25 protein-coding genes are annotated in these 25661 nt (G+C 54.3%); 10 read left to right on the forward strand and 15 right to left on the reverse strand.

Annotated elements, in window-relative coordinates:
* Positions 1-244: 244 nt before the first annotated feature.
* Complete coding sequence (locus ABXG94_RS16020) at positions 245-943, reverse strand: response regulator transcription factor (RefSeq protein ID WP_353535895.1); 699 nt, start codon at positions 941-943, stop codon at positions 245-247.
* Between the two features lie 273 nt (positions 944-1216).
* On the opposite strand from ABXG94_RS16020, the gene ABXG94_RS16025 reads away from it, so the two are divergent.
* The 3 genes from ABXG94_RS16025 (at position 1217) to ABXG94_RS16035 (ending at position 3504) form a co-directional block, all read left to right on the forward strand.
* Positions 1217-1411 (forward strand): hypothetical protein, encoded by a 195-nt coding sequence (locus ABXG94_RS16025; RefSeq protein ID WP_353535897.1) that lies wholly within the window; start codon positions 1217-1219, stop codon positions 1409-1411.
* Between the two features lie 170 nt (positions 1412-1581).
* Positions 1582-2049, forward strand: coding sequence for a Ros/MucR family transcriptional regulator (locus tag ABXG94_RS16030; protein WP_353535899.1), 468 nt, complete (start codon positions 1582-1584; stop codon positions 2047-2049).
* Between the two features lie 147 nt (positions 2050-2196).
* Positions 2197-3504 (forward strand): flagellar motor protein MotB, encoded by a 1308-nt coding sequence (locus ABXG94_RS16035; protein ID WP_353535900.1) that lies wholly within the window; start codon positions 2197-2199, stop codon positions 3502-3504.
* Positions 3505-3529: 25 nt separating this feature from the next.
* Here the strand turns inward: ABXG94_RS16035 and ABXG94_RS16040 are convergent, their stop codons facing one another.
* Positions 3530-4837, reverse strand: coding sequence for a hypothetical protein (locus ABXG94_RS16040; RefSeq protein WP_353535902.1), 1308 nt, complete (start codon positions 4835-4837; stop codon positions 3530-3532).
* A gap of 230 nt (positions 4838-5067) precedes the next feature.
* Here ABXG94_RS16040 and motA point away from each other — a divergent pair, with 230 nt between their 5' ends.
* Both motA and ABXG94_RS16050 read left to right on the forward strand, forming a co-directional pair.
* The gene (gene motA / locus ABXG94_RS16045; RefSeq protein WP_353535903.1) at positions 5068-5934 is read left to right on the forward strand and encodes a flagellar motor stator protein MotA; all 867 of its coding nucleotides are present in this window, start codon (positions 5068-5070) and stop codon (positions 5932-5934) included.
* A 2-nt stretch (positions 5935-5936) separates the two neighbouring features.
* Positions 5937-6374, forward strand: a complete 438-nt coding sequence (locus ABXG94_RS16050; protein WP_353535905.1) for a hypothetical protein — start codon at positions 5937-5939, stop codon at positions 6372-6374.
* On the opposite strand, the gene ABXG94_RS16055 is transcribed toward ABXG94_RS16050, so the two are convergent.
* The 5 genes from ABXG94_RS16055 to ABXG94_RS16075 form a co-directional block, all read right to left on the reverse strand.
* Positions 6371-6766, reverse strand: coding sequence for a response regulator (locus tag ABXG94_RS16055; RefSeq protein ID WP_353535906.1), 396 nt, complete (start codon positions 6764-6766; stop codon positions 6371-6373). The two genes, ABXG94_RS16050 and ABXG94_RS16055, sit on opposite strands and share 4 nt — an antisense overlap.
* A gap of 28 nt (positions 6767-6794) precedes the next feature.
* Positions 6795-10100: a PhnD/SsuA/transferrin family substrate-binding protein gene (locus ABXG94_RS16060; protein ID WP_353535908.1), complete on the reverse strand. Its 3306-nt coding sequence runs from the start codon at positions 10098-10100 to the stop codon at positions 6795-6797.
* Positions 10090-10446, reverse strand: coding sequence for an Hpt domain-containing protein (locus tag ABXG94_RS16065; RefSeq protein ID WP_353535910.1), 357 nt, complete (start codon positions 10444-10446; stop codon positions 10090-10092). Before ABXG94_RS16065 ends, ABXG94_RS16060 begins: the two co-directional genes overlap by 11 nt.
* Positions 10447-10651: 205 nt before the next feature.
* On the reverse strand, positions 10652-11611 hold the full coding sequence (locus tag ABXG94_RS16070) for a response regulator (protein WP_353535912.1): 960 nt from the start codon (positions 11609-11611) through the stop codon (positions 10652-10654).
* A 461-nt stretch (positions 11612-12072) separates the two neighbouring features.
* A complete protein-coding gene (locus ABXG94_RS16075; protein WP_353535913.1) occupies positions 12073-13341 on the reverse strand; it encodes a replication initiation protein in 1269 nt (422 codons plus the stop codon).
* A gap of 579 nt (positions 13342-13920) precedes the next feature.
* Here ABXG94_RS16075 and ABXG94_RS16080 point away from each other — a divergent pair.
* Together ABXG94_RS16080 and ABXG94_RS16085 are read left to right on the forward strand one after the other, a co-directional pair.
* A complete protein-coding gene (locus ABXG94_RS16080) occupies positions 13921-15297 on the forward strand; it encodes an AAA family ATPase (protein ID WP_353535915.1) in 1377 nt (458 codons plus the stop codon).
* 1 nt (position 15298) lies between these two features.
* Positions 15299-16354 carry a ParB/RepB/Spo0J family partition protein gene (locus ABXG94_RS16085; protein WP_353535917.1) on the forward strand — a complete coding sequence of 352 codons (1056 nt, stop codon included), beginning with the start codon at positions 15299-15301 and terminating at the stop codon, positions 16352-16354.
* A gap of 45 nt (positions 16355-16399) precedes the next feature.
* Here ABXG94_RS16085 and ABXG94_RS16090 read toward each other — a convergent pair whose 3' ends face one another.
* From ABXG94_RS16090 to ABXG94_RS16105, 4 genes are read right to left on the reverse strand one after another with little or no spacing between them, the layout of a single operon-like run.
* The gene (locus ABXG94_RS16090; RefSeq protein WP_353535919.1) at positions 16400-16954 is read right to left on the reverse strand and encodes a DUF3833 domain-containing protein; all 555 of its coding nucleotides are present in this window, start codon (positions 16952-16954) and stop codon (positions 16400-16402) included.
* Entirely contained in the window at positions 16947-18104 is a 1158-nt protein-coding gene (locus ABXG94_RS16095) for a class I SAM-dependent methyltransferase (RefSeq protein ID WP_353535920.1), read from the reverse strand. Before ABXG94_RS16095 ends, ABXG94_RS16090 begins: the two co-directional genes overlap by 8 nt.
* Positions 18101-18853 (reverse strand): DUF1365 domain-containing protein, encoded by a 753-nt coding sequence (locus ABXG94_RS16100; protein ID WP_353535922.1) that lies wholly within the window; start codon positions 18851-18853, stop codon positions 18101-18103. The genes ABXG94_RS16095 and ABXG94_RS16100 overlap by 4 nt, the downstream gene beginning before the upstream one ends.
* Positions 18850-20130: an NAD(P)/FAD-dependent oxidoreductase gene (locus tag ABXG94_RS16105; protein ID WP_353535924.1), complete on the reverse strand. Its 1281-nt coding sequence runs from the start codon at positions 20128-20130 to the stop codon at positions 18850-18852. The genes ABXG94_RS16100 and ABXG94_RS16105 overlap by 4 nt, the downstream gene beginning before the upstream one ends.
* A 233-nt stretch (positions 20131-20363) precedes the next feature.
* On the opposite strand from ABXG94_RS16105, the gene ABXG94_RS16110 reads away from it, so the two are divergent.
* The gene (locus ABXG94_RS16110) at positions 20364-20885 is read left to right on the forward strand and encodes a sigma-70 family RNA polymerase sigma factor (protein ID WP_353535944.1); all 522 of its coding nucleotides are present in this window, start codon (positions 20364-20366) and stop codon (positions 20883-20885) included.
* The gene (locus ABXG94_RS16115) at positions 20882-21538 is read left to right on the forward strand and encodes a ChrR family anti-sigma-E factor (RefSeq protein ID WP_353535926.1); all 657 of its coding nucleotides are present in this window, start codon (positions 20882-20884) and stop codon (positions 21536-21538) included. Before ABXG94_RS16110 ends, ABXG94_RS16115 begins: the two co-directional genes overlap by 4 nt.
* Here ABXG94_RS16115 and ABXG94_RS16120 read toward each other — a convergent pair.
* The 4 genes from ABXG94_RS16120 to gap form a co-directional block, all read right to left on the reverse strand.
* Positions 21535-22392 carry an SDR family oxidoreductase gene (locus tag ABXG94_RS16120; RefSeq protein WP_353535928.1) on the reverse strand — a complete coding sequence of 286 codons (858 nt, stop codon included), beginning with the start codon at positions 22390-22392 and terminating at the stop codon, positions 21535-21537. The genes ABXG94_RS16115 and ABXG94_RS16120 overlap by 4 nt on opposite strands.
* Before the next feature lie 25 nt (positions 22393-22417).
* Positions 22418-22993: a TetR/AcrR family transcriptional regulator gene (locus tag ABXG94_RS16125; RefSeq protein WP_353535930.1), complete on the reverse strand. Its 576-nt coding sequence runs from the start codon at positions 22991-22993 to the stop codon at positions 22418-22420.
* A gap of 77 nt (positions 22994-23070) precedes the next feature.
* Positions 23071-23406: a cupin domain-containing protein gene (locus ABXG94_RS16130; protein WP_353535932.1), complete on the reverse strand. Its 336-nt coding sequence runs from the start codon at positions 23404-23406 to the stop codon at positions 23071-23073.
* Positions 23407-23543: 137 nt separating this feature from the next.
* Positions 23544-24545, reverse strand: coding sequence for a type I glyceraldehyde-3-phosphate dehydrogenase (gene gap / locus ABXG94_RS16135; RefSeq protein WP_353535934.1), 1002 nt, complete (start codon positions 24543-24545; stop codon positions 23544-23546).
* A 182-nt stretch (positions 24546-24727) separates the two neighbouring features.
* On the opposite strand from gap, the gene ABXG94_RS16140 reads away from it, so the two are divergent.
* A partial coding sequence (locus ABXG94_RS16140; protein WP_353535936.1) for a LacI family DNA-binding transcriptional regulator occupies positions 24728-25661 on the forward strand: 934 nt, incomplete at its 3' end.

The raw sequence follows: 25661 nt of genomic DNA on the forward strand, positions 1-25661 counted from the left end.
AGATGTGGGCACTCGCCCAAAAGTCGAGATTTGGTGTCAAAGCGAGATTTAGAGCAGGTCTAAGTTGTAGTTCACCCCAAAAACTCTCGGATTTATTCTTATTCCTAAAGAACCTGACAACATTTTGCGGGATGAAAAAAGTTATCCACAACCAGTTGTATGCGCACCGATAGTTGACACAAGCTGAAAGAGAGCTGTGGATATTTACAATTCTCTTCTTGACAGGGAATCTCGACGCAATCACTCAACCCAAGAGGTTCTGGTAGCCCTCTGCGTCCACCGTCAGCACATAGCCGGCGGATCGCACGGTATTCACCGTCACATGCGCGCCAAACACCGATGTCAATTTCTTGCGGATATTGGCGACATGCACGTCAAACTTGCGATCTCCATAGTCCCAGGGTCGTTGGTCCATCGCATAACTTAACGTGTCCCGGGTCACCACCTCGCCATTGTTGCTGATCAGAATATGGGCAATTTGCGCCTCGACCGTGGTCAAACCGGCGCGGCTGGCAATATAAGCTTCGGAATCCCAATGCGAGCTGTCACGCAACAGGGCTTCGTCAGCCGCGTCTGACATAATACCAATCCGGGCGCGCAACCGCAGCGCCAGCTCTCGCAGTGTAAAAGGCGCGCGGATCACGTCATCTGCCCCCGCCAAAAATGCTGTCTCTGCTTCGCAGGGCGAAGATTGGCGGTCAATCACAAGGATAAAAATTCCGCCGATCTCTTGCAGCCGCGCAATCAAATCGTCGCGATCAGCCAGCTTGCCCAAAATCGCCACTCTGGGCCGTGCGCCTGCCTCTAACGCAGTCACCGCATTGTCGCCACTGACCAAAACCTCGGCGGAAAAACCGCAGATCACGTCAAACAAATGGCGCAACGACAGCGCCATTCCGGGGTCTGTATCCACGATCATCACAAAGGGAGAACTGGGCGTCATCACGGGCATCATCCTAGTTTGCGACTCAGGGTTTACCAAATCCCTCAAATAATGGGCAGCCTTTGCAGGGCTATTTCCAAGGAATCGCGACAAAATCACCGCGCAGAGGATCAAGAACAGCCAAAAAACGCCCGCAGAACAGGCATGAATAACCCAGCTTTAACCATTTTTTCTATTTGCGCCGTTTTTTTGGCAAAAATTTAACCCAAAGAACAATATTGTAGATGTGAGGTCGCAGAATGCACCCGAAAAACTCAGAATGGAGTGACAGCTATGGCAGGGACTCTGGCTATGAACGTTGGCGCATGTGCCGCTACGTTTGCCGTCGCGCGTATTAATGCGTTGTTGGCGTCCACGGACACCGACCGCTTTACAAAAGAAATCCTTCAATCAACCCGCCGCGTACTTTCTGCTGATGCAAGTGCATCACAAGTGTATGCCGCCGAGGTGAAGGCCCCCTTGATGTAAGCCGCCGCGCGCAGATCAATGTGCAACCTGACGCACAGCGAAACGCCAAAGAGACTCAACCCTTGGTTTTATTTAGGTTTTTCAAGGCCTAAGCACCATGAACAAACGTGACTATTCTTGACACATTCAAGAAGTGCTCTATATAGTCCGCGACGAACAGGGACCTAGCCATGCCGATTAAAGAACACATGGACAGCTATAAAAACGACCCCAAAGACAATGTTGCAACTATTGTTGCGGCCTATGCGCAGCGTTCAGATGTCTCTATTGACGACATCATGGCGTTGACCAAACAGCTTTTGCCGGTTTTTCAGACCCAAACCGCTGTGATAACAGAGGCCCCGATCACAATTGCCAGCAAACCCGCGATGGCCCCGGCCATACCGCTGGAAAACGCGGTGACTGACGACAAAGTATTCTGCCTGTGCTGCGGACGCGGCTTTACCATGCTTAAGCGGCACCTGAATGCCGAGCACGGTCTAAGCGAAGACGAATACCGCCAGGTTTTTGGCCTGCCGGAAAGCATGCCCCTTGTGGCCCCCAATTATTCCGAGCGCAAAGCGGCCTATGCCAAGCAAGTTGGGCTTGGAAAATACAGCCGCGACGCTGATCTTCCGGACGCGCCGCACGCTGGATAAAACAATCCCTCGCAATTTGCCTTATTGTTGACTTAATCGTGCCCTGCTGCGGGCACGGTTTAGGTCAATACATTGCCTTGACCCAATGTGTGCAGAAGCGCGCTTTGGCAAAAAGCCGGATCAACCGGCGACAAAGAGGCAAGAAACATGGCATCCGATGCAACGGTAAATATCATCCGGAAAATCGAAGTGGTCGAAGGCCACGGGCACCACGGTGGTGCTTGGAAAGTGGCTTACGCGGACTTTATGACCGCGATGATGGCTTTCTTTTTGCTCATGTGGATCCTGTCCTCTTCAGATGAACAAAAACTGCGCGGCATTGCCGAGTATTTCACCAATGCCACCCTGCCCGGCGGCAGCGGCGTCTTGGACGGCGCGACTTTAGGCCCTCCTGGCACATTGACCGCTTCTAATGGGGCGACCGTGGCCCGCGGTTCCGAATTTGGCGAGGTCGACGACCCGTCGCCCGCAAAATGGGAAGTGATGGACACGACCCCTACCGGCGATCCAAAAGAAACCGTGCGCGGCACCCACGAAGGCCATCATGAAAACCCGGCAGCCGGTGCGCCAAGCGCTGAATTCAACGCAGAAATTGGTCAGGACGAAAGTGCAGCGGCGCAAGCCGGTGCCCAAGCCCAAGCTGGCATGGCAGAAAACGGCGAAATGACCCAGGCCGCAGATGGCGCTGGCGGCATGGCCGCGGGTAATGCCAGCACCGATCAGGCCAATATGACCCAAATGGCCGCTGGCAACGTGACAAACACCAACCCGGACCACACTGCAGACGAAGAACGTTTTGCCGAGATGAAAGCCGAAATTTTGCAGGCGATGCAAGCCAGTCAGGATCTGGCACCGCTGCAAAAGAACCTAATTTTCGAAAAGACACCAGCCGGGCTGCGCATTCAGATCATCGACCAAAAGGGCCAGCCAATGTTTTCCAGCGGCAGTGCCAAGATGAACGATGCCACGCAAAAGCTGATGGCGCTTGTGGGTGAATCTTTGCAAAAGCTGCCCAATAATATGGTGATTTCTGGCCACACAGACGCGGTGCCTTTCTCTAATAAAAAGGCTTATGACAACTGGGATCTGTCGTCAGATCGTGCCAATGCCATGCGCCGGGTTTTGCTGAAAACCGGTGTTGCCCAAGATCGCATCACCCGCGTGTCTGGCATGGCAGCCACCCAATTGCTGAAACCTGACACACCCAAAGACCCAACCAATCGCCGCATCGAAGTTTTGCTGGCCTATGAAGCTGCGGATAAACCCAAGCCAAAAATGGCGAAACCAGCGATGACTCAAACGACGCAAGCCGCTGTTGCGCCAGCACCGATGAAAACCGCAGAAGCACCGATTGCCAAACCAACACCAAGCGTGGCCGAACAGGTTGTGCCTGTCGAAACGGTTACGGTTTTGGATGAAGCGGTGTTTGAAAACCTGCGCAGCGCGCTGCGCTAGGCAATCATTCCAGATCTACGCGGGCCTAGCCCAAACTCTCTGATTGCATGGACAAGCGGAACTGCTTCCAGTCAATCGGAGAGTTTTGCGTTTTCTGCTCCAACACATCAGACGGCTGCGCGCCGAGGATCAAGAAAATCGCCCCAGCGGTAATGGCCGTCAAAGCAAACAAGCGCAGCCCGCGCCCCAGTACCGAAGGGCGTTTCTTTTTGGCGACAACAGCGCTCTCTGTCTTGGCACTGGCAAAGGCAACCGGCTTTGCTGGCACCTCTTCCAAAGTGTTTTGATGCGGCGCGGCTGACTCTGTCAGACCCACAAAAACATAGCCGTTTTCAGTGCTGATTTGCACATCGCCCAGGGCGGCCAACAGCACATTGCGCAGGGCATTCGGCAACAACGTCTCTGCAATGCGCATATTGCCCGGCGCGGTTTGGCGCTGGCCGGTCAAACGCACCGCAAGCAACTGACGGTCATCACGCAAGAACAGCGATTGGGCATCCGTCACCTCTGTCACCGCTCCAGCGCCATTGCTGATTTCAAAAAAGCCGTTTTCGTACCGCATCACATAGGGGGCTGGCGCGTCCGGCGTTTGCTCCAGCTGTTGCAAATCAGAGGCCGATAAAAAGCCCGCCCCAAGCGCGCCCACTGCGCTCTGGTCTATGTCATCCATGTCCTGCGTCGGCTCTTGGGCGGTTTCTTGTGCTGGTGGTTTGGCTTTGGCCGCCTCTTTCACCAGGGCCACAAGCCCCTGCCCCGCCAACTGCAACGCAGCGGCTTCTGGCGCGCGCGCGGCTTCGCGCGCAAAATCAAAATGCAAATTGCGCAGCGAGGTCTTTTTGACAACCTGCGGCGTTTCCGGTTGGCGGCAAGATGCAAATTGCAAAGAACTTGGTGCCTGGGCTTTGGGGTCTGGGGCGTCCTGCGGCTCTGCAATATCCAGATCCATGGCATCCACGCCCATAAAGGTGGCCGGGTTCAGCCCCTCTTCCATCGCATAGGAAAAATTCACCGCATAATCATGCGCGTCTTCGGCAATATCCGGGGTTTCCTTGAGCAACATTTCCAAGCTGCGCTCGTCAGAATATTTCATCTGCCGCGAGGGAAATCCGGAAACCGGTGGATGAATGCTGATCTCTTCGGGGCGCAGACCCAGGTGTTTGCGCAGCCGCTGCGGAAACACGCCAGCCTCTTCCTGGCGAAACAACATCAGCTGGCATTCACCGCTGGGCATCAAGCAAACCGCCAGCCGCATATCTGCGGGCCAATCGCGATGCAGCAGACGCAGTTCTTCTGCCTCTAACATCACCGTCATAACTTGCTCTGTGCCAAACATGCGCTTTCCCCAAAAAGCATCTTTATTCTTTAACCCATTCTTTACCAATCAATGGAGAGTTGTCAATTATTCATAGCTATCCTTTTGGTTGTAAGGTTAATTTTGGGTCTTTTCCGCCTCGGAATGGTCGAATGTGCTTTTAATTCTTGCTCCAACCCCACTATTCATGGCAAAAATAAGGCAATTCGCCTGTTCGATCCGCCACCTGGCCTGAAAGATAGATAGATACCATGAATATCATTGTTGGCTTTATCCTTGTTATGGCGCTTGTTTTTGGCGGCTTTTTGCTGTCGGGCGGCGAAATGGGGCCCATTTTGCACGCGCTGCCGTTTGAGGGCATGATGATCGGCGGGGCCTCGCTTGGGGCCTTTGTGGCGGCCAACTCTTTTGGCGATTTGGGCGCAACGATCAAAGGGCTGATCAAATCACTAAAGGGCCCCAAGTGGAAACAAAGCGATTACATCGATTTGTTGAACCTGATGTTCGGCCTGACAAAGATCTATCAACGCGATGGCATTCTGGCGCTGGACGAACATATCGAAAACCCGCATGAAAGCTCTATCTTTTCAAAATTCCCCAAAATCCAGCACGACCACCACGCGATTGATCTGATCACCGACAGTTTTCGCATGTTGGCCTTGCAATTTGATGACCCCTATCAAACCGAAGACGTGATCAACAAAAAGCTTAAGAAACATCACCACGAAGTGCTGGTGCCCGCACATGCTTTGCAAGTTGTGGCTGACGGCCTGCCTGCGATCGGGATTGTTGCCGCGGTTTTGGGGGTTATCAAAACCATGGGCTCGATTGACAAGCCACCCGCTGTTTTGGGTGAAATGATTGGCGGCGCGTTGGTTGGGACCTTTCTTGGGGTTTTTCTAGCCTATTGTTTTGTGGCACCCCTGTCTGGCCGAATGAACGTGATCGAAGAACAGGATGGCGCGTTTTATAACGTGATCCGCGATATCTTTATTGCGCTTTTGCAAGAACATTCGCCCACTATCTGCGTCGAAATCGGGCGCGGCAATATCCCCAGCACGCTGCAGCCGTCTTTCTATGAAATGGAAGAGGCGCGTCAGGAAATCACCGAGGCTTAATCATGGATCGAAATCGTCGGATCGAAGCCCTCAGCGTGATTCAGCGAATTAAGGAACATGAACTGGATGGGCACGCGGCGCAGATGGGCCAAATTCGCGTCCAACAGGCGCAGTTGCAGACTGAAATGAGCGACCTGCAACATCGCGTTGACACCGAAGCGCATATCAACACGCCCGAAGCCGCCCCCTTTTTGGCCGGATTTTTGCAAGCCATCGAAACCCGCCGGGCTTTCTTGCAGCAAGAGCTGCAAAAACTGGATGAAAAAGCCGCCCTGATCGAAGGACGGCTGTTTGAAACCTATACCGAGGCCCGCACCAACGAGGCGGTTTTAGACAAAAGTCTGCTTGAGAAGCGTAAAGAAGCAGATTTGGCCGAAACAACGTCGCTCGAAGAGGTCGCGCGCAACCGTTATTTGCGGCAAATGGCCAACAAGCCCTAAGCCGCGTTCGCCAATCCCTGTGCCCAAAGCTCGCGAATTTGCGTGGCCAAAGTGGTCGGATCAAACGGTTTGGCAATCAGCCCTAATTCATAGGGGCCCATCAGACTGCCCTTGTCGCTTTCGCCCACTTTCGCAGTCATATAGATCGCCGGAATGGTTTCGTAACCGGGAATTTTACGAATGGCTTCGATGGTTTCCGGGCCGGTCATGCCAGGCATCTGCACGTCACACAACAGCAAATCAGGCGCGAAACCTTCGACAATATCCAGCGCCACAGAGCCAAGCTCGGCCTGCGCGACCTGAAAGCCGCCAATCAGCTCCAGCGCCATATTCGCGATTTCGCGGATGTCGTCTTCATCTTCGACGTGTAAGATTTTGTTCAAATCACTCATAGTTTTGCCTCTCTAACTCTCATTTCATTCATCCACCGCGCGCGCGGCGGCGTGATTTGCCGCGGCCACCACCGGATGGGCGGGCGAATTTCGACACCACGCCACGTTCCGATTCCGGGGCCGCTTCTTTTGTTACGATTAGGATCACCGGCACTGATTCCGGCAGACGGCCACCGCTAAGGGGCACAATGGTCATGCAGCTTGCGGTACCTGTTTTGTCAAAATGCATTATCGCGTCAAATTGCTCTTCTTCGCTCAGCGCCAGCGCCTGTGGCACATCCTGCGTTGCGGCAAAACTGGCTTCTTCGGAATCCAGCTTTGGCAAGTCACTTGCGCCAACACCCATCAGTTTGAAAGACACGTTTTGCCCCCCACCAAAGGCCGGAATATTGGCAAGCCAGCTGGAATACATATTTGCCTTCAGGCCGTTTAACACCAATGGATCGGACATATTGCCATCCAGCGATTTGGTCTGCAGAACCGCCACATTGCGATTGGACAGTTTTTCACGTTCCACCAAACCGCTGACCAAGGCGCGACCGCCGTCGCTCAGCCAGTCAAAGATCGAAGATTGGCCAACAACGCCCTTGCCGCTGACCACCTGACTTACCGTGATACTGCCTTTTTCCATCTCAACATCAAAGCCACCGCCGCGCAGGTGTTCCAGCAAGACCGGCAACCCATCGTCGCCGTCGTCAACCGCAACGGCCGCAACTGGTGCTGCTTCGCTTACACCTGATCCACTAAAGGCCACCTCTTCGTCCAGCGCCGGCATTGGCACCACTTCTTCGTTCACAATGCGCGGCAGATCGACAAAGAATTCGGTGCCCATGCCAACTTCACTGGCAAAGAAAATCGCGCCCTTGTGGCTTTCCACAATCAATTTCACAATCGACAGGCCCAATCCGGTGCCCTGTTGGGTACGGGTGTCACCCATATCAGCCTGGGTGAATTTCTCAAAAATCGTCGCATGGGCGGCCTTGGGAATGCCGCAGCCAAAGTCGCGGATCGAAAAGCGCAAACGTCCACGGTGGATGATCACCGAGACAATGATCTCGCCGCCTTCCGAGAACTTCGCCGCGTTTGACATCACATTGTCCATGACCTGGGTCAGGCGATCTTTGTCACCCATCACCATAAAGCCATCGCCGTCATCCTCGACGTGCAGCCGCATGGTTGCCTTGAATTTCTCGGCGTAAAATTTGTTGGACTCCATGGCTTTGTCCACCACATCCATCAAATTGATGGGCGCCATCTTAAAGTCCATCTTGCCGGCTTCGATCTTCTCCATATCCAGAATGTCGTTGATCAGGTTCACCAAACGATCGCAGTTGTTGCTGGCCATGCTGACCATCTTGTTCATTTGATCCGGCATTTCGCCAATGGCCCCGGACAACGCCAGACCAAGTGCGCCTTTCATCGAAGTCAGCGGCGTGCGCAATTCATGACTGACCGTGGCGACAAATTCGTTTTTGGCTTTTTCGGCCACCTTGCGCGAGGTGATATCGCGATAAATCGCAATGAAGCGCGGTTCATCGTTTTCAGGCTGCACATATTCCAAACTGACCTCATAAGGCGTGCCATCACCAGCGGTCACTTCCCAGGTCATGCGGCGTTGCGGGCCTTCCATCAATGCTTCGCAACGTAAATTCAAAGCGTGCACATCGCTTTCCGTCAGAATATCTTTGACCGTGCGACCCTTCCAGGTACCACCGACGCGCTCTTCGATCAGGCGTTTGGTGGCGGTTTTGTTGCAATAAAGCAGATCCAAAGTCATTGGCCGCAGCACCACAACCTGATCTTCGATCAGTTCCAGACTGTCATGGAAACTGTCGTCAGAAATACCCTTGCGGGTCTGGGTCATATCCGTGGCAACCACGGCGATTTCGCTCAGCTCGTCGCCCGCGCCCGACACCGGAATAACCGTACATTGCACCCAGGCCACCGAGCCATCCGCACGTAAGATTTTCAACGGCCCATCCCAGGGCGCGCCCACATCCACAGCTTTCATGATGTCGTCTTGCAAAATCTCTTGCTCGCGCTCTGGCAACAGGTCTGCCAGCGGCGTGTTCAACAAGCTGTCACGTTCACGATCCGTAGTTTCACAAAAACTATCGTTCACATGCGAAATGCGTCCATTGGTGTTTAGCATCAGGAACACGGTATGTTCCTCGACCGCACTGCGATAGAAAATCTTGCTGCGCATTTCCGATTGCAGCACATCTTTCTGGCTTTCTGCCAACAGCATGCTACGGCGCAGTTGCAACACCAGAAACAACAGCGACAGTATAATAAAGGCCGTCAGCCCCAGAATGGTCCACTTGTAGGTCTGATAAATCCGTGCTGTGGCCTGCATCAGATAGTTTTCATAGGGGCGCACGCGCAGAGAAATCAACAGATCATGCACCGCATTATAATTTTGCGGGGCCTGCCAAACTGTTGCCCCGGCGCTCAGGGATTCTGGGCTATCAGCCTGCACATTCAACAGCGCGTTGATCACCAGCGCCAAAGCATCTTCGGGCACGCCCGGCATAGCAGATAACACCCACTCGGGATAAAGCGGCGTTGACACCCAAAACGGATGGTCCACGGCGGAATTCAAAGACAGCGGCGTGAAATCATCCAGATTTATGGCACCGCTTTGCGCCAGTTCTTCCAGCACACCCGCCCGCACCACGCCCGCATCAACCAGACCAGATTGCACCGCATAGATCACTTCGCGTTGGTTGCCGCCGGAAAACACCACTTCGCCCAGCAGGTCACTTGGCTCTAGTCGACGACGGCGAAATTCCTGGGCCGCCAACCACCAACCGCTGAAATCACTGGCAGAGACCGCCATCAGGCTTGCCCCCTGCAGCTGACCCAGTTGGCGCAGGTTGGAATCAGAGCGCGCAAAAACCACCGCGCCGATTTTGTCATAGGTTCGGCCCTGCCACATACGCGCCTGCGACAGCACCGCGCGTGCGCCGCTTTCCACTTCGGCAGCCACAAACAGCGCCGGATTGGTCAGCGCAAAATCAACACTGCCCGCCGTGATTTCAGCAGACAGGGTTTCAACCGTATGGGGGCGTACATTAAACCGATAGGGAACTTCTTGAAATTCCGCTTCGCTGTTTAGAAAATCAATGGTTGGGCGCCAGGCCTCTAGGGCGCGTGTCGCGCCTTCGGTTGCCAAAATGCCAATCGTAAAGGTTTGTGTGGCCCGGCTATTTTGTGCCCAGGCCCCAGACCCTTGCGCCACAATCAACAAGGTCACTGCCAGTTGCAGAACCCAAGTACCAAGCCATCGACCAAGGGCTTTAAGCCCAACGCCTAGGGTTGCCCTATGTGCCATCCACACTTTGCTCCATCTCATCGAGAAGCGCGTTGAGGAGTTCGTCGACAAAGTCGGTGTTGAGGGGGCGCGGTCCGTCAATCACGGTATCGACATGCTGTTCCAGCTGCGCGGCTAAAGATCCCATACGGGGATAGCCCATGCTGCCACAGATACCGTGTAATTTATGTGCGGATGCGCGAATTTCCATGCAGGCGGATTCTTCCGTTGCTGGATCTTCAAGTTGTTCAAGTAGGCCACAAAAGCCTTCGATGCGATCTTCTAACGACGCCACAAAACGTTCGCGAATACGCGCAAGACCGGCCTCTAGCACGGCAGCTTTGCTGGCATCCATTCCCTGCATCATGGTTCTGCTCTCACCCAAACATCTTTTCCTCAACGCTCTTCAGGCGCTGATTGTTTCTTGCCGTTCCACAATTACCATAAAACTGGGCAACAATGTGGCAAAAACGCTCAAAGAGATTAAAGATTGGTTAATGAATTCGGCACTTTAGGCCGGTTAATTTGCAAATGGTGCGGCCCTGACACGGGCGCACACTGCTTTTCAAAGATTACGCAGCAAAGGCTGACCGTCCAGAGCCTTGACGCTGCGTGCCGCCCGCCACTTCGTTCAGCTTTTCAACTGCCCGATCCAAGAAGCGCAAATCACCGCGTTTCTCAAACAATTTGGGGGCTGCAATCTCGCCGATTGTGGCGGTAAAGCCGGTGGCCACTTCTTCGCAATAGACCAGATCAGGATCGTTTAGCATCATGACAAATTCATCATGCATGCTGTCGGCCGTTGGCAATTTGCTTTTGGCACCCACACAAACAAATACGCCGTTGCCGATATAAGACAGAAACGCCTGTGCGCCGACCAGAACATCAGAGATCACTTCGGCCACATCGGTCACCACATAGGTGAATTCTTCGATGTCAGATCCTGAATGCACCATTTCCAACTCGGGAATGCGCAGGGCAAAGGCCCCCATGGCAAATTGCTTTTGCTCCAGCATCAGCATCACATAATTATCAAGTGCAGCACTTTTTACCACGCCGCGCACTTCTTTCACAGTCACCGGATCTTTGAACGGCGGCTTAGGCGCGGCGGCGGCGGTTGGGGCCGCGGCGCTGGCCTGTTGTGCTTTGCGCGATTCAGATTGCAGACGATCTGCAAGACGAATGCGCGTCATCAGTTCGGTGGTATCAAACGGCTTGGTGACGTAATCGGTTGCCCCCGCCATAAAGGCCCGGTCAACGTATTCTTTATTATTCATCGCCGTAATCATAATGACCGGCGTATTGCGATAGTGCTCCATTTGGCGCACGTGCTGGCACAATTCGGTGCCATCCATACCTGGCATCTGAATGTCAAACATGAACCCGTCAAACGGCGTCGGCGACGCAGCGATCTTTTGCAACGCATCTTCGCCGCTCTCAGCCAAGGTCACATCCGTGTACCCATGCGCCTCAAGGGTCGCGGACAAAATCTCACGGATCAGTTCGTCATCATCGACGGCAAGGATCTTCATCGTCTTCTCCAGTCGCAATGCCGTGCAAATCGACGGCGCTACGGATGCTTCTGCATCCAAAATTCATCAGGTTTCGATCATACCAGCAGATGGTGGCCCGTTTGGCGTGATCGTCAGAGGCATCTCAAGTCTCATTGTTGAAGTTATCCGGACAATTGTGGCGCAAATTGGGCGATCTCTTGGATTGAGTGCATCATTCTTGCCTTGTTTTAACCGGTTGTTAACCCTGATATTCAGAGCACCTTAATTTAAGGTTAATTTTCAACGCCTTACAGAAATATCTAGGGAATTTAATTTGGTTGAAAATATTAAACCCAAAGTTGAATCTTTCTTTCAAAATAACCGAAAATCACCCCGACCAAGCGCAGCCTTTGGTTGATTCTCTGCAACCACCTCTGCTGTCACGCTAGATTTGCCGTCAAAACTCGGCCATCGTTTCGCTTTTCGAAACAAAGACCAACTCAGCCATCCGCGTCAAATAAACCAGGCACCAGGGTTTCCCAGAACTCAAATATCGCATTGGCATTCAAGGCGGAATTCCAACCATGGGCGCGAAATTCCTCGCGGTCCAGCTCTTGGCTTAAGGAGGCGCCAAACAGGCGTTTGTCCGCATCCCGTTGCGTGGGATTTCGCCGCGCCACCACATCCGCCACAATCGCAAATTTGCGCCCGCGTTCCGCCCGCGCCAGACGTCGCGCGCCTTGCTCTGCGTCCTCGGCCTCGGCCCGCGCTTGCCGGTCGGCGGCCACTTGTTTTGCCGCCTCCGAAGCCGGGGCCACGCTGGCGGCCTCAACCGGTTTGTAATCCGCCTTGAGCGCCGCTGCCAAATAACCAACCTTGGATTTTACCCCATCTTGCTGCGCCATATAGGACAGTTTTTCCGTCACATATGCGGCCCCGTGTTCCGCAATCCACTGCCGCGCCAAACGGTCAGAAATGCCCTGCGCGATCAGTGCCTTATAGACTGGCAGATTGCGCGTCCCGTCGCTGTCATCAATCTGAAACATCGCCAGCTGTGGGTTTTCTTTGATCAGAAACCGAATATCGGTCACCGCCCTGCCCTTCTTCTGAAACTCTGGCGTGATCTCGATATCAGAGCTCTTATTCACCTCGGCCACCGCCGGTTTGATAATCTTGGCGTTCAGATGTTTAAAGCTCTCGTAATAGCTCGACCCCTTCACCCCCATCAGCTTGCGAAACGTCTCAAGACTCCACCAACCGGTGCTGCCGGTGCGCACAAAACGATAGCAATTTTCATACAGTGCCAGCCCATGCCCCGAGCTGAAATTGCGCTGAATATGCACATTGATCAGCGCATAGATTTTGGGGTCATGTAGTTTCTGCGCCAAGGCCGGCGAATAGGCATATTCACAGACACCGTTTTTCAACTTGGCATAAGACAGCAGCGAACTGACGCCCCACTCCTGTTTGCCGTCCTCATCCAGCATGTCCCATTCGGCAACGGTTTCGGCCAAGGCGCGCAAACTGCCGCGCAGCGTGTCAAAATCGTTGGAATTATAACCGACCATCATCGCCAGCGTGCGCGCATCGATCGAATGGCTTTGTGCCGAGGTCAGAGCATCATAGGCATTCAGTAAAAGCACATTGGACAATTTGCGCTGCAACAGGCTGAGCTTGCCACTGATATGAATGGCCGCAACGTTCTTTTTAACCGTTTCGCGACGCAAGGCGCCCGCAAGGGTATCCATATCAATCTCGGTCTGGGCCATGATTCTCTGCTGCTTTTGGTTGCGCTTATGTCTGACACATAAGGTACCCGTACTCAAGAATTAGCTGGGTTCTTTACGCCGTCCTGTAAACGGGTCCCCAAAGAATCAGATTGACTCGCGGGCCTCGAATCACATCGGATACAGCCATCCCGACACCCATGAAGATGCCGTTTATACCCCGTTCTGAGGTCAAATTGCCGCTTAATCGCCACAATTCATCCCTGAAATTGCCACACCGAGAATCGGCACCCCTAATCCCGTCCTTGGGTACCTATGATCCTGTATTAGGGTTCCTTTGATCCCGGAATCGGGTGCCCTTTGTCCCGATCTCTGGTCCCCAAACATATCTAATACTTTGTAATTGAACGGTAATTAGTACCTAAATATCTTAAAGACCTAAAACTAAATAAACTCTTTGTTGGGTGTATTTTCTCTTCAGAATTAGGTTTCGCCGCGAAACCTCATCAGAATTCTTCACAAAATCTGTTTCATTGCTTTGCAATGCTAGCCGGGTTCCAAAATGTACGCTAGTTTGCAGTATATCCTGAAAACAGGCGCACATATGACGAGGCACAGTAAGTGAACAAAGCTTCCACACCTCCCCTGCCCCCTTATCTAAACCTAGATCCCGAGGCAGCGGCCAAGAAGTTACCCGATCCTATCGACACCACACGATTCGCAAAAGCCGCGGCTTTTTGCGGCAAAGGCCGCGAAGATATGGCCCGACGGGGCTATGCGCCCGATGGGGAAAAACGGCTTAGAAAATTCTCGACCTGGGAAATCACCAAATATCTGATCCCGGTCGCGCCAGCCCATTTGCGGCGTGTGCTTAAGGCCAATCCTGATTTGCCACAGGGCGAAGGTGTGGGGGGGTCAAAGTGGTTCACCCTCGAAGAGGTCCTGACCCTGCGCAAGCATTTTGCAAACGAGGGCGTCAGCACTAAAGAATACCTGCCCTATCGCCCCGAAGGCCAACCGGCCAAAGTGGTGGCCGTGGCCAATTTCAAAGGCGGCGTGGGCAAAACCTCGACCGCTGCGCATCTTGCCATGTCTGCGGCTTTAGACGGCTATAAGGTTCTGGTGATCGACTTGGATTCCCAGGGCTCGATGACATCCATTTTGGGCGGCAAGGTGCCGGACGAATGGTCAACAGTGTTCCCGCTTTTGGCCAAGGATTACGCCAAAGCCGTGGTCGCGGAAAACCAGGTGCGCAACGCCGGCGGCCAGCCAGAGATTCCGTTGGACGAGACCCTGCAAGAAGCCTTGAAAGTTTCGTCGCGCGACGTGATTCAAAACACCCATTGGCCCAATATCGATTTGATTGGTGCTCAGCTCAATCTTTACTGGGCAGAATTTCAAATCCCGGTCTGGCGCATGGGTCTGCGCAATTGGCCGCTGTGGGACGGCTTGACAAATTTCCTAGAAGACGAGGGCATTTTAGAGGATTACGACGTGGTCTTTCTGGATACGCCCCCTGCCCTTGGCTATCTGACGATCAACGGATTGGCCGCCGCTGATATTCTGCTGGTGCCGCTTGGGGCGTCGTTCTTGGAATTTGACAGCACGGGTCGGTTTTTTGACATGCTTTACTCGACCTTTGCCAGCATCGAAGACGGCGAAAACTCTGCGGCCCGTGCGGCGGGTTTACCGGAGCTTAAGTTTGAATGGGATGTGGTACGGGCGATTGTGACGCGCTTTGACGCCAGCCAACAAACCGATATGGCGAATGTGATCCAGGCGTATTTTGGTGACTTTATGAACGCTTACCGCCAAGATTACACAGCGCTGGTGGGTCAGGCGGGCGAGCAGGTGAATGGCATATACGAGGCGGATTATCGCGACTTTAACCGCGATACATATGTGCGGGGCCGCGAAACTTTTGACCGCACCTATGCCGAGTTCAAAGAGTTGCTGATTGGCAGCTGGTGGCGTGACGCAAATATGGAGGAAAGCTAAGATGGCAAGACGCAGACGGCTGGTGGCCCCAGATCAAAGCGAACTTGAAAAGCTTGACGAAGGTTTCGCTGCGAAACCTCCGCTGGGTCAATCCATGACCCCGCCTATTGCGCAGGTCGCGGGCGAAGCGGCGGTTTTGGCGGGGATGGCGAATGTAACTGACCGGGTCGCAGCTGCCAAAGATGCCGCTGACGCCAAAGACTGGCGCGCGGCCTATCAAGATGGTCGGGTGGTGCAGCAGATTTCGGTCGATGACATCGAGCTGAATTTTTTGAGCCGCGATCGGGTGTTCAACGATGTGGAAGAGCGCAAAGAGCTGATCGGGTCGATCATGACACACGGGCTGCGCACGCCGATCGAAGTCACCCCAACCAAGGACGGATACGGGCTGATTTCGGGAAACCGCCGCCTCACGGTGTTTCGCATGTTGGCTTTGAAAGACCCGGAATTTTCAAAGATTCCTGCTTTTGTGCGCACCCATAAAGATCGGGCGCAGGCCTATCTAAGCATGGTGGAAGAAAACGAGATCCGTGCCAATCTTTCACATTATGAACGCGGCCGTATTTCAGTTTTGGCGACTCAGCAGGGCGTCTATGGCTCTGTTTCGGAAGCGGTTAATCATTTGTTTGGTCAGGCCTCCAAGGCGAAACGGTCTAAGGTACGCAGTTTCGCTGCGGTACACGAAGCGCTTGGCGATCTTTTAGGGTTTCCGCTTGATCTGACAGAGCGCACGGGCTTGCGTATTGCCGCGGCGCTGCGAAGTGGCGGACAGGCCAAGCTTCGGTCCGCTTTGGCGGGATTTGACCCAAAGTCAGCGGCGCAAGAGTTGAAACGTTTGGAAACCGCATTAAGCGCGCTGGAGAATACAGAGAAAGATCCGACCCGTGGCGGGCGGCCATCAGAAGTTACCAAACTGCCGAAAGTGACTTTGCCGGGTGGTGGAGATTTGCGCGCGCAGGTGTCGGCGCAGGGCTTAAAGATTGACGTAAAGGGTCGTGAAGTGAGTTCCGAAACCGCGCGGGAAATTTTGGCAAAAATAGCAAAAATGCTACACTAAAGCACAGGGGGAGGTTTCGCTGCGAAACCTCGCTTTGGGGTCGTGTTATTGACCTGCGAGGGCCGTGGCGTGATAGGCCACCGGCTGCGCTGGCCGGATAGTCGCCACCAATTCCGCAACCTTGATGCCAAATTTGCGCATTTGTGACCGGTTCAGAATGGTGCCGTTGTCCAGCAAATACATCCAATCCACCACATTCAAGACATGGCCGCCGGCATCCTCTGAAAGGCGCAGCCGATAGGTCATGCGCGCGGTGGCACCTTCGATTTGCCCATGCGCCTGCCCAATGATGTCAGGGGCCGTGGCGGTAAAGGCTCCGTTTTCCTTTAGTTGCAAGGCCCAAGCGCGGTGCTGGGTTGTGCCACTGGCAAAGGTGAAATCTTCGGTCAGGCGCGCGGTGGGTCCGGTCCAATCCCCGCGCATGTCGGCCACAAACCGAGACACAACCCGGCCAGTTGGACCATATATCAGACCTTCTGAAATCAGGTCGCCATCCAGTTGCTGTGGCAAAAAGAAATCAGGGCCGCTGCCAACGTAGTCTGATGGGCGTTGCGCGGCGAAACCGATGCGGGGCAGAATTTTTGAAAACGATCTAAGCATGGCTAAGTTCTACCTGAACAACATTGGTGTGGTTGACCGAAAAGGACGCGGCGCAGATTTCCAAATAGAACTGCCAGTTGCGCAGGAAGGGCTGGTCATAGCCCAGACCCAGAATGCGCTCGCTTTTGTCATGGAGTCGCTGCGCCCAAATCCGACAGGTTTGCGCATAGTCCTGACCAAAGGCAAAGTTGTCTTTCACCACCAAACCCGCCTGACGGGCCTGATCGGCGATGATGGCATCTGACAGCAACATGCCACCCGGAAAGGTGTATTGCCGGATGTAATCAGAACCTCGGCGATAGATATCAAAATAGGAATCCTGCACGGTGATGGCCTGAACAACTGCCCGTCCGCCTTGGGCGAGGCGGGCTTTGAGCATGTTGAAATAGCTGGGCCAATACCGTTCCCCAACCGCTTCGATCATTTCGATGGAAACAATATTATCAAAGGTGCCCTCGATGGCGCGGTAATCTTCCAGACGTATGTCAGCGCGCCCGTCCAAGCGGGCTTCGGCGAAACCCTTTTGACTGGGCGATATGGTCAAACCGGTGACATGGCGGCCTTGCTCGACGGCGCATTCGGCAAATCCACCCCAGCCACAGCCAACCTCTAGCACGGTTTCGCCGGGGGACAGCCGTGTTAGAACGCGATTGTATTTGGCGGCCTGCGCGCGCTCTAAATCAGTCTCTGTTCCGCTAAATAGAGCCGAAGAATAGGTCATGCTGGGATCAAGCCAAAGTTGATAGAATTCATTGCCAACGTCATAGTGCGCCCGAATGTTGCGCGAGGCCCCACGCACCGAATTCGCGCGCAACAAACGGTCAACAAATCTGAATTTCAGCCGGTTCCACGCGGTTGGATTGGCAAAGTCCGAAAATGTGTCGAGGTTTCGCAGCGCAACTTTGACCAGCTGTTCGATAGACGAGGTTTCCCAAAGGCCCGCCACATAGGTTTCACCCATGCCCACATCGCCGCGCGCGGCCATTGCCGCCACAACAGACCAATCACGAATATCCATGTCAGCTTCGGGGCCATCGGTGCCAAAGCTATGGCGCTCGCCATCTGGGGTGGTGAGATGCAATCGACCAACGGTCATTTGGCTGCAGGCGTCAAAGAATTCTCGTTTAACGGCGTCGGTCAAAATGGTCATCCTGAGATCTCCTTTTCAGGCGGGGCAGGGCGGGTTTTATATGGAGCGCCTCTGAGTTTGAGACGCAGCGCTTGCCAATATATTAGCGCGATTGTGCGCAAAGGCCCAAATGGTCTGCGCAAGGCGGCTGAAATGATTGCGCGATTTGTCAGCGGCTGTCGCGGTCCTATCAGATTTGCAAACAGAGTCTCAGAGCCGTTGCACATTTGTATTTTAATGCAAATTTTGTCGTCTAAGATATTGAATTTAAAAGAGTATTCACCATTCACCTCTTGAAAAGGTGATACATGCATCAGTTTTGCTGCCTTTAGGGTGTTTTCGGGTGAAATAGGCTCTGTTTTTGGGGTCTTGCAAAGGTAGGAATGGCGATCCCCAAAGGTGTTATTGACCTCGGCGATCACCGCCATAAGCTTGTCACCGTCATAGGCCAGCCAAAAACTGATGGGGTTGAAAACATAGCCCAAGAATCGGGGCTGGGTCAGTAGCAGCACCCGTATATTGCCAAGGCCGATGCTGGCAAACTGTTGGCGTGCCCAGACCACGCCCGTGCCGTGTTTTGGAGCGCCGCCATGGTTTTTGTCATGGACCGAGGCCAGATTGAACCGGTTGCGCGAAAATAATAGGGGTGTGCTGCGGTGCTCTGGGTCAATCAACACATAATCGATGCTGTAGGTAAAGCTGCGGCTGAGTGTGCCACCGCGGGTGTGGGTGGTTTTGGCCGGGATATGTTGCGGGCGGGCAGGGGTCATGCGGTCACCCGGTTTAGGGATTTGCTGACCCGCACCGCGCTGGCAAACCCGTCTTCGTGAAACCCGTGCCGCAGATAGGCCCCGGCAAACCAGGTGTTGTTGTCGCCCTGAATGTTGGCGAGTCTGGTCTGGGCTTGCAGCGCTTTGCGGTCAAACACCGGGTGCCGAAAGGTCTTTTCATCGTAGATTTTTGTGGGGTCGACATCGCGCACCGGGTTCAGCGAAACAAACATCGGGTCATTTTCCGGAATGTTTTGCAGCCGGTTCATCCAATAGGTCACGCCGATCGCGGGCCTGTGGTCGACGCCATCGGCCTTATAGACCCAACTGGACCAACAAGCCCGGCGTTTGGGCATTTGTGCGGTGTCGTGGTGCAAAATCATGTGGTTGTCTTGATAGCGCAGGTCGCCAAGAGCTGAGCGCTCTGTCTGAGTTGGGTTTTTCAGCAAGCGCAGGGCGTCGTCGCTGTGACAGGCCATAATCACGTGATCAAAATGTTCCGGGGCCGCACCAAGGGATTTGACTGAAACGCCGCTGTCGAGCCGATTTACCGCCTCTACGGGCGATTTTTGCCGCAGGGTGACCCCCTGGGCCAGCAAGCGGTCGGCAAGACGGCGGATATATTCGATGCTGCCGCCGTCCACTGTCCACCATTGATGTTGGCCGGTGGCGCTGAGCAGGGCATGGTTGCGAAAGAACCGCACCAGTGACCGGGCAGGGAAGCTTTGGATTTCTTCGGGGGGCGTGGACCAGATCGCGCCGCAAATCGGCATCAGGTAATAGCGTTTGAACCAAGACCCTAACTGCATTTCATCCAGCAATTCGCCGATGGTGGTGCTGTCAGATTTGGCCAGCTGTTCGGCCCCGTTGTTAAACCGCATGATGTCGCGCACCATGCGATAGAAGGCCGGGCGCATCAGATTGCGTCGCTGTCCGATCAGAGCGGGCAGGTCGCGCAGGCCATATTCCACCTGGCCATTGTCGATGGTGGCCCCAAAGCTCATATCGCTTTTGACCACCGGCACGTCCAGATCATTGAACATGCGGGTCAGGTGCGGGTAATTCACATAGTTAAAGACAATAAAGCCGGTATCAACGGGCTGGTTTTGATGTTTGCCAGCAATCACGGTGCGGGCATGGCCGCCCAGCTGCGGATTTGTTTCATACAGAGTCACATTGTGCTGATCCGCCAGCAAGTAAGCTGCGGCCATGCCGGAAATGCCACCCCCCACAATCGCGATGCGTTTTCCAAGGGTCGGGGACGTATCAAATGACATGGGTTCTCCAGCTGTGTTTATGAAGTTACGCGGAAAATTGAGGATTGGATCAAAAAAATTCTGCGAAAAGTGATCCAAGTCTCGACCGGACGCGTAACAGGGCTATGCTGACCCTAGAAACAACCCAGACTGACGCGTTTGAAATGGCTGTGCTTGCACAGCGCGCCGCCTATAAAAAACGGGACACTGTGATCGATAAGGCACCGCCAGAATATACGGATCAGACCGCCTGGATGATGGCGGTCAAACAAGATCGAGATCGCGCGGCCTTTGGGCGCTTGTTTGATTTTTATGCGCCGCGGCTCAAGGGGTTTGTGATGCGATCCGGGGTCTCGGCGGCACAGGCCGAGGATATTGTGCAAGAGGTGATGCTGACGGTCTGGCGCAAATCTGCGCTGTTTGATCCGCAGCGCGCCCAGGTTTCAAGTTGGATCTATCAGATCGCAAGAAATCGAAAGATTGATGTGCAGCGCAAGGAGAACCGCCCAGTGCCAGAAGAGCTGGTGCTGGACGGAGAGGCTCAGGAAGACGCGGGCCAGGTTGTGGCTCTTGAGCAGGAAACACAGACATTACGTGCCGCTTTGGCCAAGCTGAAACCCGGACAACGCGAGATGGTGGAAAAGGCCTATTTGGGGGAATTGTCGCACAGCGAAATTCACGCTGAAACCGGGCTGCCCTTGGGCACCATCAAATCGCGGATTCGTCTGGGGCTGGAAAAGCTGCGACACGAGCTAAAAGAATTGAGACACTCATGAGCACGATAACACATCATGTCACAGAGCCGGTGCTGATGGCCTATGCCGCTGGCACCTTGGAAACCCCTTATGCGGTGGTTGTGGCCACTCATATTTCGATGTGCGACGAGTGTCGCGCGCGATTGGCGGCGCATGAGCATGTTGGGGGCGTGGTTTTGGATCAAGGTGGATCAGAGCCGCTTTCCGGGGATCTGAAAGCGCGGGTTTTTGCTGGATTAGACGCAGAGCCTGCAGCCCCCGAGCCAGAAGTGCGCCCCGACATCCCCTATGGGCGGTCAGGGATCTTTCCCGCACCGGTTATGACAGCACTGAAAGGCAAGCCGCCAAAATGGAAACGGTTGGGCTTTGGGGTGCGTCAGTCGATATTGCACGCGTCACAGCAAGGATCTGTGCGGCTGCTATATATTCCGGGTGGGCAGGCGGTGCCCGATCACAGCCATCGCGGGCTGGAATTGACCCTGGTTTTGCAGGGCGCGTTTGAGGATGAGACCGGACGGTTTGGCGTGGGGGATCTGGAAAGTGCCGATGATGATCTGGATCACGCGCCCACGGCGGTCAAAGGCGCCGCCTGTATCTGTCTTGCGGCCACCGGCGCACCGCTGAGGTTTAACTCTTTGGTGCCCCGGATCTTCCAGCCGATATTTCGGATTTAACCTGCAAGAAACTGGTCAAAAACCTGTTTGGTCAGCTTGGTGCCATCTGGGTCAAGGCCGGTTTTGAGGCGGCAAAAGTCTTCGCCCCAGTTTGATGTGCGGCAACGCAGGGGCGGATTTTCAGCCTCGACAGCCTGCATGACCACATCAGACACTTGGTCTGGGGTCTGATAGATGTCTTCTGCCTGACGGCTTTGTGCGCCCCCGATGTATTTTTCCAGAATGGGGCGGTATTCGTCGTCTAACATGCCGCCGGTGCTTTGCAATTGCTGCAGCACATTATTGGCGAATTCAGTGGCGATGCCGCCGGGTTCGACGATGGAAATATTGATGCCAAAGTTGGGCGTTATGTAGCAGGCAATGGCTTCCATAAATCCTTCGACGGCAAATTTGGCCCCGCAATAGATCTCGTTAAACGGCTGACCAACAAGGCCACCCACGGACGAGATGGTGATGATGTGGCCGCTGCGTTGCTGGCGCATATGCGGCATGACCGCTTTGGTACAGCGCGCAACGCCTGTGAAATTCACATCCATCACCCATTGAATTTCCGCTTCGGAGGCCTGTTCGACGGTACGCACAAAGCCTGCACCGGCATTGTTGATCAACACGTCAATGCGGCCTTCGTTTTCGATCACATGGGCCACGGCATCGGTGACGCTGGAGTTGTCTTGCACGTCAAGTTGCAGCACGTCTATGGACACTCCAGCTTGGGCCGCCGCTGTGTCCAGCGCTGTGCGTTTTTCCAGATTGCGCATGGTGGCATAGACTTTGTGTCCTGCCTGTGCGGCTTGCACAGACATGGTGATGCCAAGACCGGTGGAGGTGCCGGTGATCAATATAACTTTCGACATTTTGAAGTCCTTGTGGAGGAGGGGGTTAGAGGCCTCCAAGACTGCGCCAGACCATGTCAAAGGTCTGATCTGCTTCGTCTTGGGGGATGCGGGTGCCGGCCAAGGCATGTTTGCGCGCCAAATGCAGGGCAGGGCCGATCAGAATATTGATGGCCACCCCAAGCGACGGCGGAGAGATGACATTTTGATCAATGGCGCTGCGAATGACGCTTTCAACTTCGGTTTGCATTGGGGCAATTTCGGTCTTTTGCGTTTGGGTCAGCACCTGCGCGGCCCCTGTGGTTTCTAGAAACAGGAATGCGTGCGGGTCTTGGTGCTGAAAGGTCAACAATGCGTGCCACATGCCAGACACGGCCTGTTTGGCTGAAACACCACGGGTGGGGGCCATCAGTTTGGCATGAAAATCACGTTTGATGTGCAAGTAGACCTGCTGAAGCATGTCTTCCTTGGACTCATAATGCAGATACAGCGTGCCGGCTGAAATCTGTGCTGTTTTCGCCACCGTCGCCATATTGGCGCTGCCGATGCCCTGGGTCGCAACCGTGGTTGTAACGGCTTTGATGATGCGTTCTGCGATGGCTTCTTTGGTCGGGCGTTTCATCTGCGAATCCAGTAATGAATATTCATTACTGTAATTAGGTAAGACTTACAGGGCTTTCAAGACGCAATCGACCTAATCTAGGATTTGATGGGGTAACGATCGGCTTCTTCAAAGACGTCTATGGCTTTGGTGCCCGCCGCAATCCTGGCCGCATGCTCCACGCCTGCCTCGATTGCATAGTGGTCACCTGGCCGATAGGTCTTGGTTTCGCCAAGCATGGTAAGTTCGATACTGCCTTCGATCACTGTGCCCCATTGCGCCAAATGCGCGTGGGCGGGGATTTCGACGTCTTGAAAAAAGGTGAAAAACACCGTGAGCCCAGCGTCAGAGCGGATGGCGCGCGATTGAACGACGTCTTCGGAGAAGGGCAGATCTAGAGCGGGTAATTTGGCAATGAAATCTGGAAAATTCATGGGTTACCTTTGCAATATGATTTTGGGGTCCGCGACAGAGTGCGCCAAGTGCAGCCCTAAGGCAAAGAAAATCACCAAGCAGCAAAAAGCCCGCAACACGTGCTGCGGGCTGATGCAATTGGGTTTGCAGGGCTGGTTTACAGCAAGGCTGCCATGGCGCGACCTGTGTCGACCATACGGCATGAAAAGCCCCATTCGTTGTCATACCAGCTGACGATACGCACGAGACCTTCGGAGGTGACCGAGGTTTGAGGGGCCGCAAAGGTTGACGAATGCGCGTCGTGGTTAAAATCGATGGATACCAGCGGGCGCTCTTCGTAGCCGAGCACGCCCTTAAGCGGGCCAGCGGCGGCTTCTTTGACTGCTGCATTGATCGCATCAACAGTCGCTGGTTTTTCCGGCATAAAACTAAGATCAACCAAAGAGACATTGGCGGTTGGCACACGAATAGCAGAACCTTCGAGACGGCCTTTGAGGTGTGGCAGAACCAAGGAAATGGCTTTGGCGGCACCGGTCGAGGTTGGGATCATAGACATGGCCGCAGCGCGGGCGCGGTACAGATCGCTGTGTGCCGCATCATGGGTTGGCTGATCGCCGGTATAGGCGTGGATTGTGGTCATGTAGCCGGTTTTGATGCCAAATGCGTCATCCAGAACCTTAGCAACCGGGGCCAGGCAGTTGGTGGTGCATGAGGCGTTGGATACGATGATGTCATCGGCTGTCAGGTCTTGGTGGTTCACACCAAACACAACGGTGCGGTCAACCTCTTTGCCCGGTGCAGAAATCAGAACACGCTTTGAGCCGTTTTTCAGATGCTTGGCGGCGCCATCACGGGTGGTGAAAATACCGGTGCACTCATAGGCAATATCAACGCCATCCCATGGCAGTTCTTCGGGATTGCGAATTGCGGTCAGCTTGATGTCTTGGTTGCCGACAAGGATGCGGTCGCCTTCGACTTTGACGTCGGCTTTCAAACGGCCATGCACAGAGTCAAACTGTAGCAAATGCGCCAGCGTTTCCGCCGGGGCCAGATCGTTGATGCCAATGACGTTCACATCTTGCACGTCATTTTCAATGATGGCGCGCAGGACGTTGCGACCGATACGGCCAAATCCGTTGATTGCGATATTCAGGGTCATCCTGGTCTCCAATATTTCAAATTCTGTGGCTCGCGACTCAATTTGCGAGCGTTAGCGATAACATTTGCGCTACCGTTAACGCTAACGAAAAATTTTTGCAAGCTGAATCCTGCGTCCTGGAAAGTTGGGCGGACATTGGAAAGGGCCTTGCAGTTCTTGATCAGACCCGTGACGATGCGCGCATGACAAAGCGGCTGAATCTTAAAGATGTGGCAGAACGTGTGGGCGTCAGTGAAATGACCGCCAGCCGTGCCCTGCGTGGTGCGCCGGATGTGTCTGAAAAGACTCGGCTGAAAGTCGAAGAAGCGGCGCGCACGATGGGTTATGTGCCAAATCGCATCGCCGGGTCGCTGGCTTCGCGCTCGGTGAATTTGGTGGCCGTGGTGGTGCCGTCGTTAAACAGCTATGTGTTTCCAGAGGTTTTGTCGGGCATTTCGTCGGTGCTGAAATCCACGCCGCTTAAACCGGTGGTCGGCGTGTCTGGCTATGATCTGGCCGAAGAAGAAAGCGTGATCCGCGAAATGCTGAGCTGGCGGCCATCAGGTCTGGTTGTAGCAGGGCTGGAACATTCAGAAACCACACGCAACATGCTGCGCAGTGCCGATTGCCCCGTGGTCGAAGTCATGGACACCGACGGCACGCCGGTGGGCCATTGCGTCGGGATCTCTCATTTAGAGGCGGGCCGAGAAATGGCGCGGCAGATGATGGCGCGGGGCTATCGCAAAATCGGTTTTATCGGCACCAAAATGCCACAGGATTTTCGGGCGTTGAAACGTCTGGAAGGGTTTTCAGAAGCGCTGGCGGAGGCGGGGCTGAGCTTGGCTGATCAGGAATTGTATAGTGGGGATTCCTCTATTCAAAACGGTCGGGCGTTGACCGAAGCGATGCTGGAGCGCGCGCCCGATATCGACGCCATCTATTATTCCAGCGATGTGATGTCGGTGGGGGGCTATATGCATTGTCTGGCAAATGGGCTGTCGATCCCGTCGGATTTGGCTTTGGCCGGGTTTAACAACCTGCAGATCCTAGAGGGCTTGCCGCTGTCTCTGGCCACCACCGATGCCTGTCGCCATGAAATTGGCCAGCGTGCTGCGGAAATCATTCTGTCAGAAAACC

The organism is Cognatishimia sp. WU-CL00825 (assembly GCF_040364665.1).
In the GTDB taxonomy this organism is placed as follows: domain Bacteria; phylum Pseudomonadota; class Alphaproteobacteria; order Rhodobacterales; family Rhodobacteraceae; genus Cognatishimia.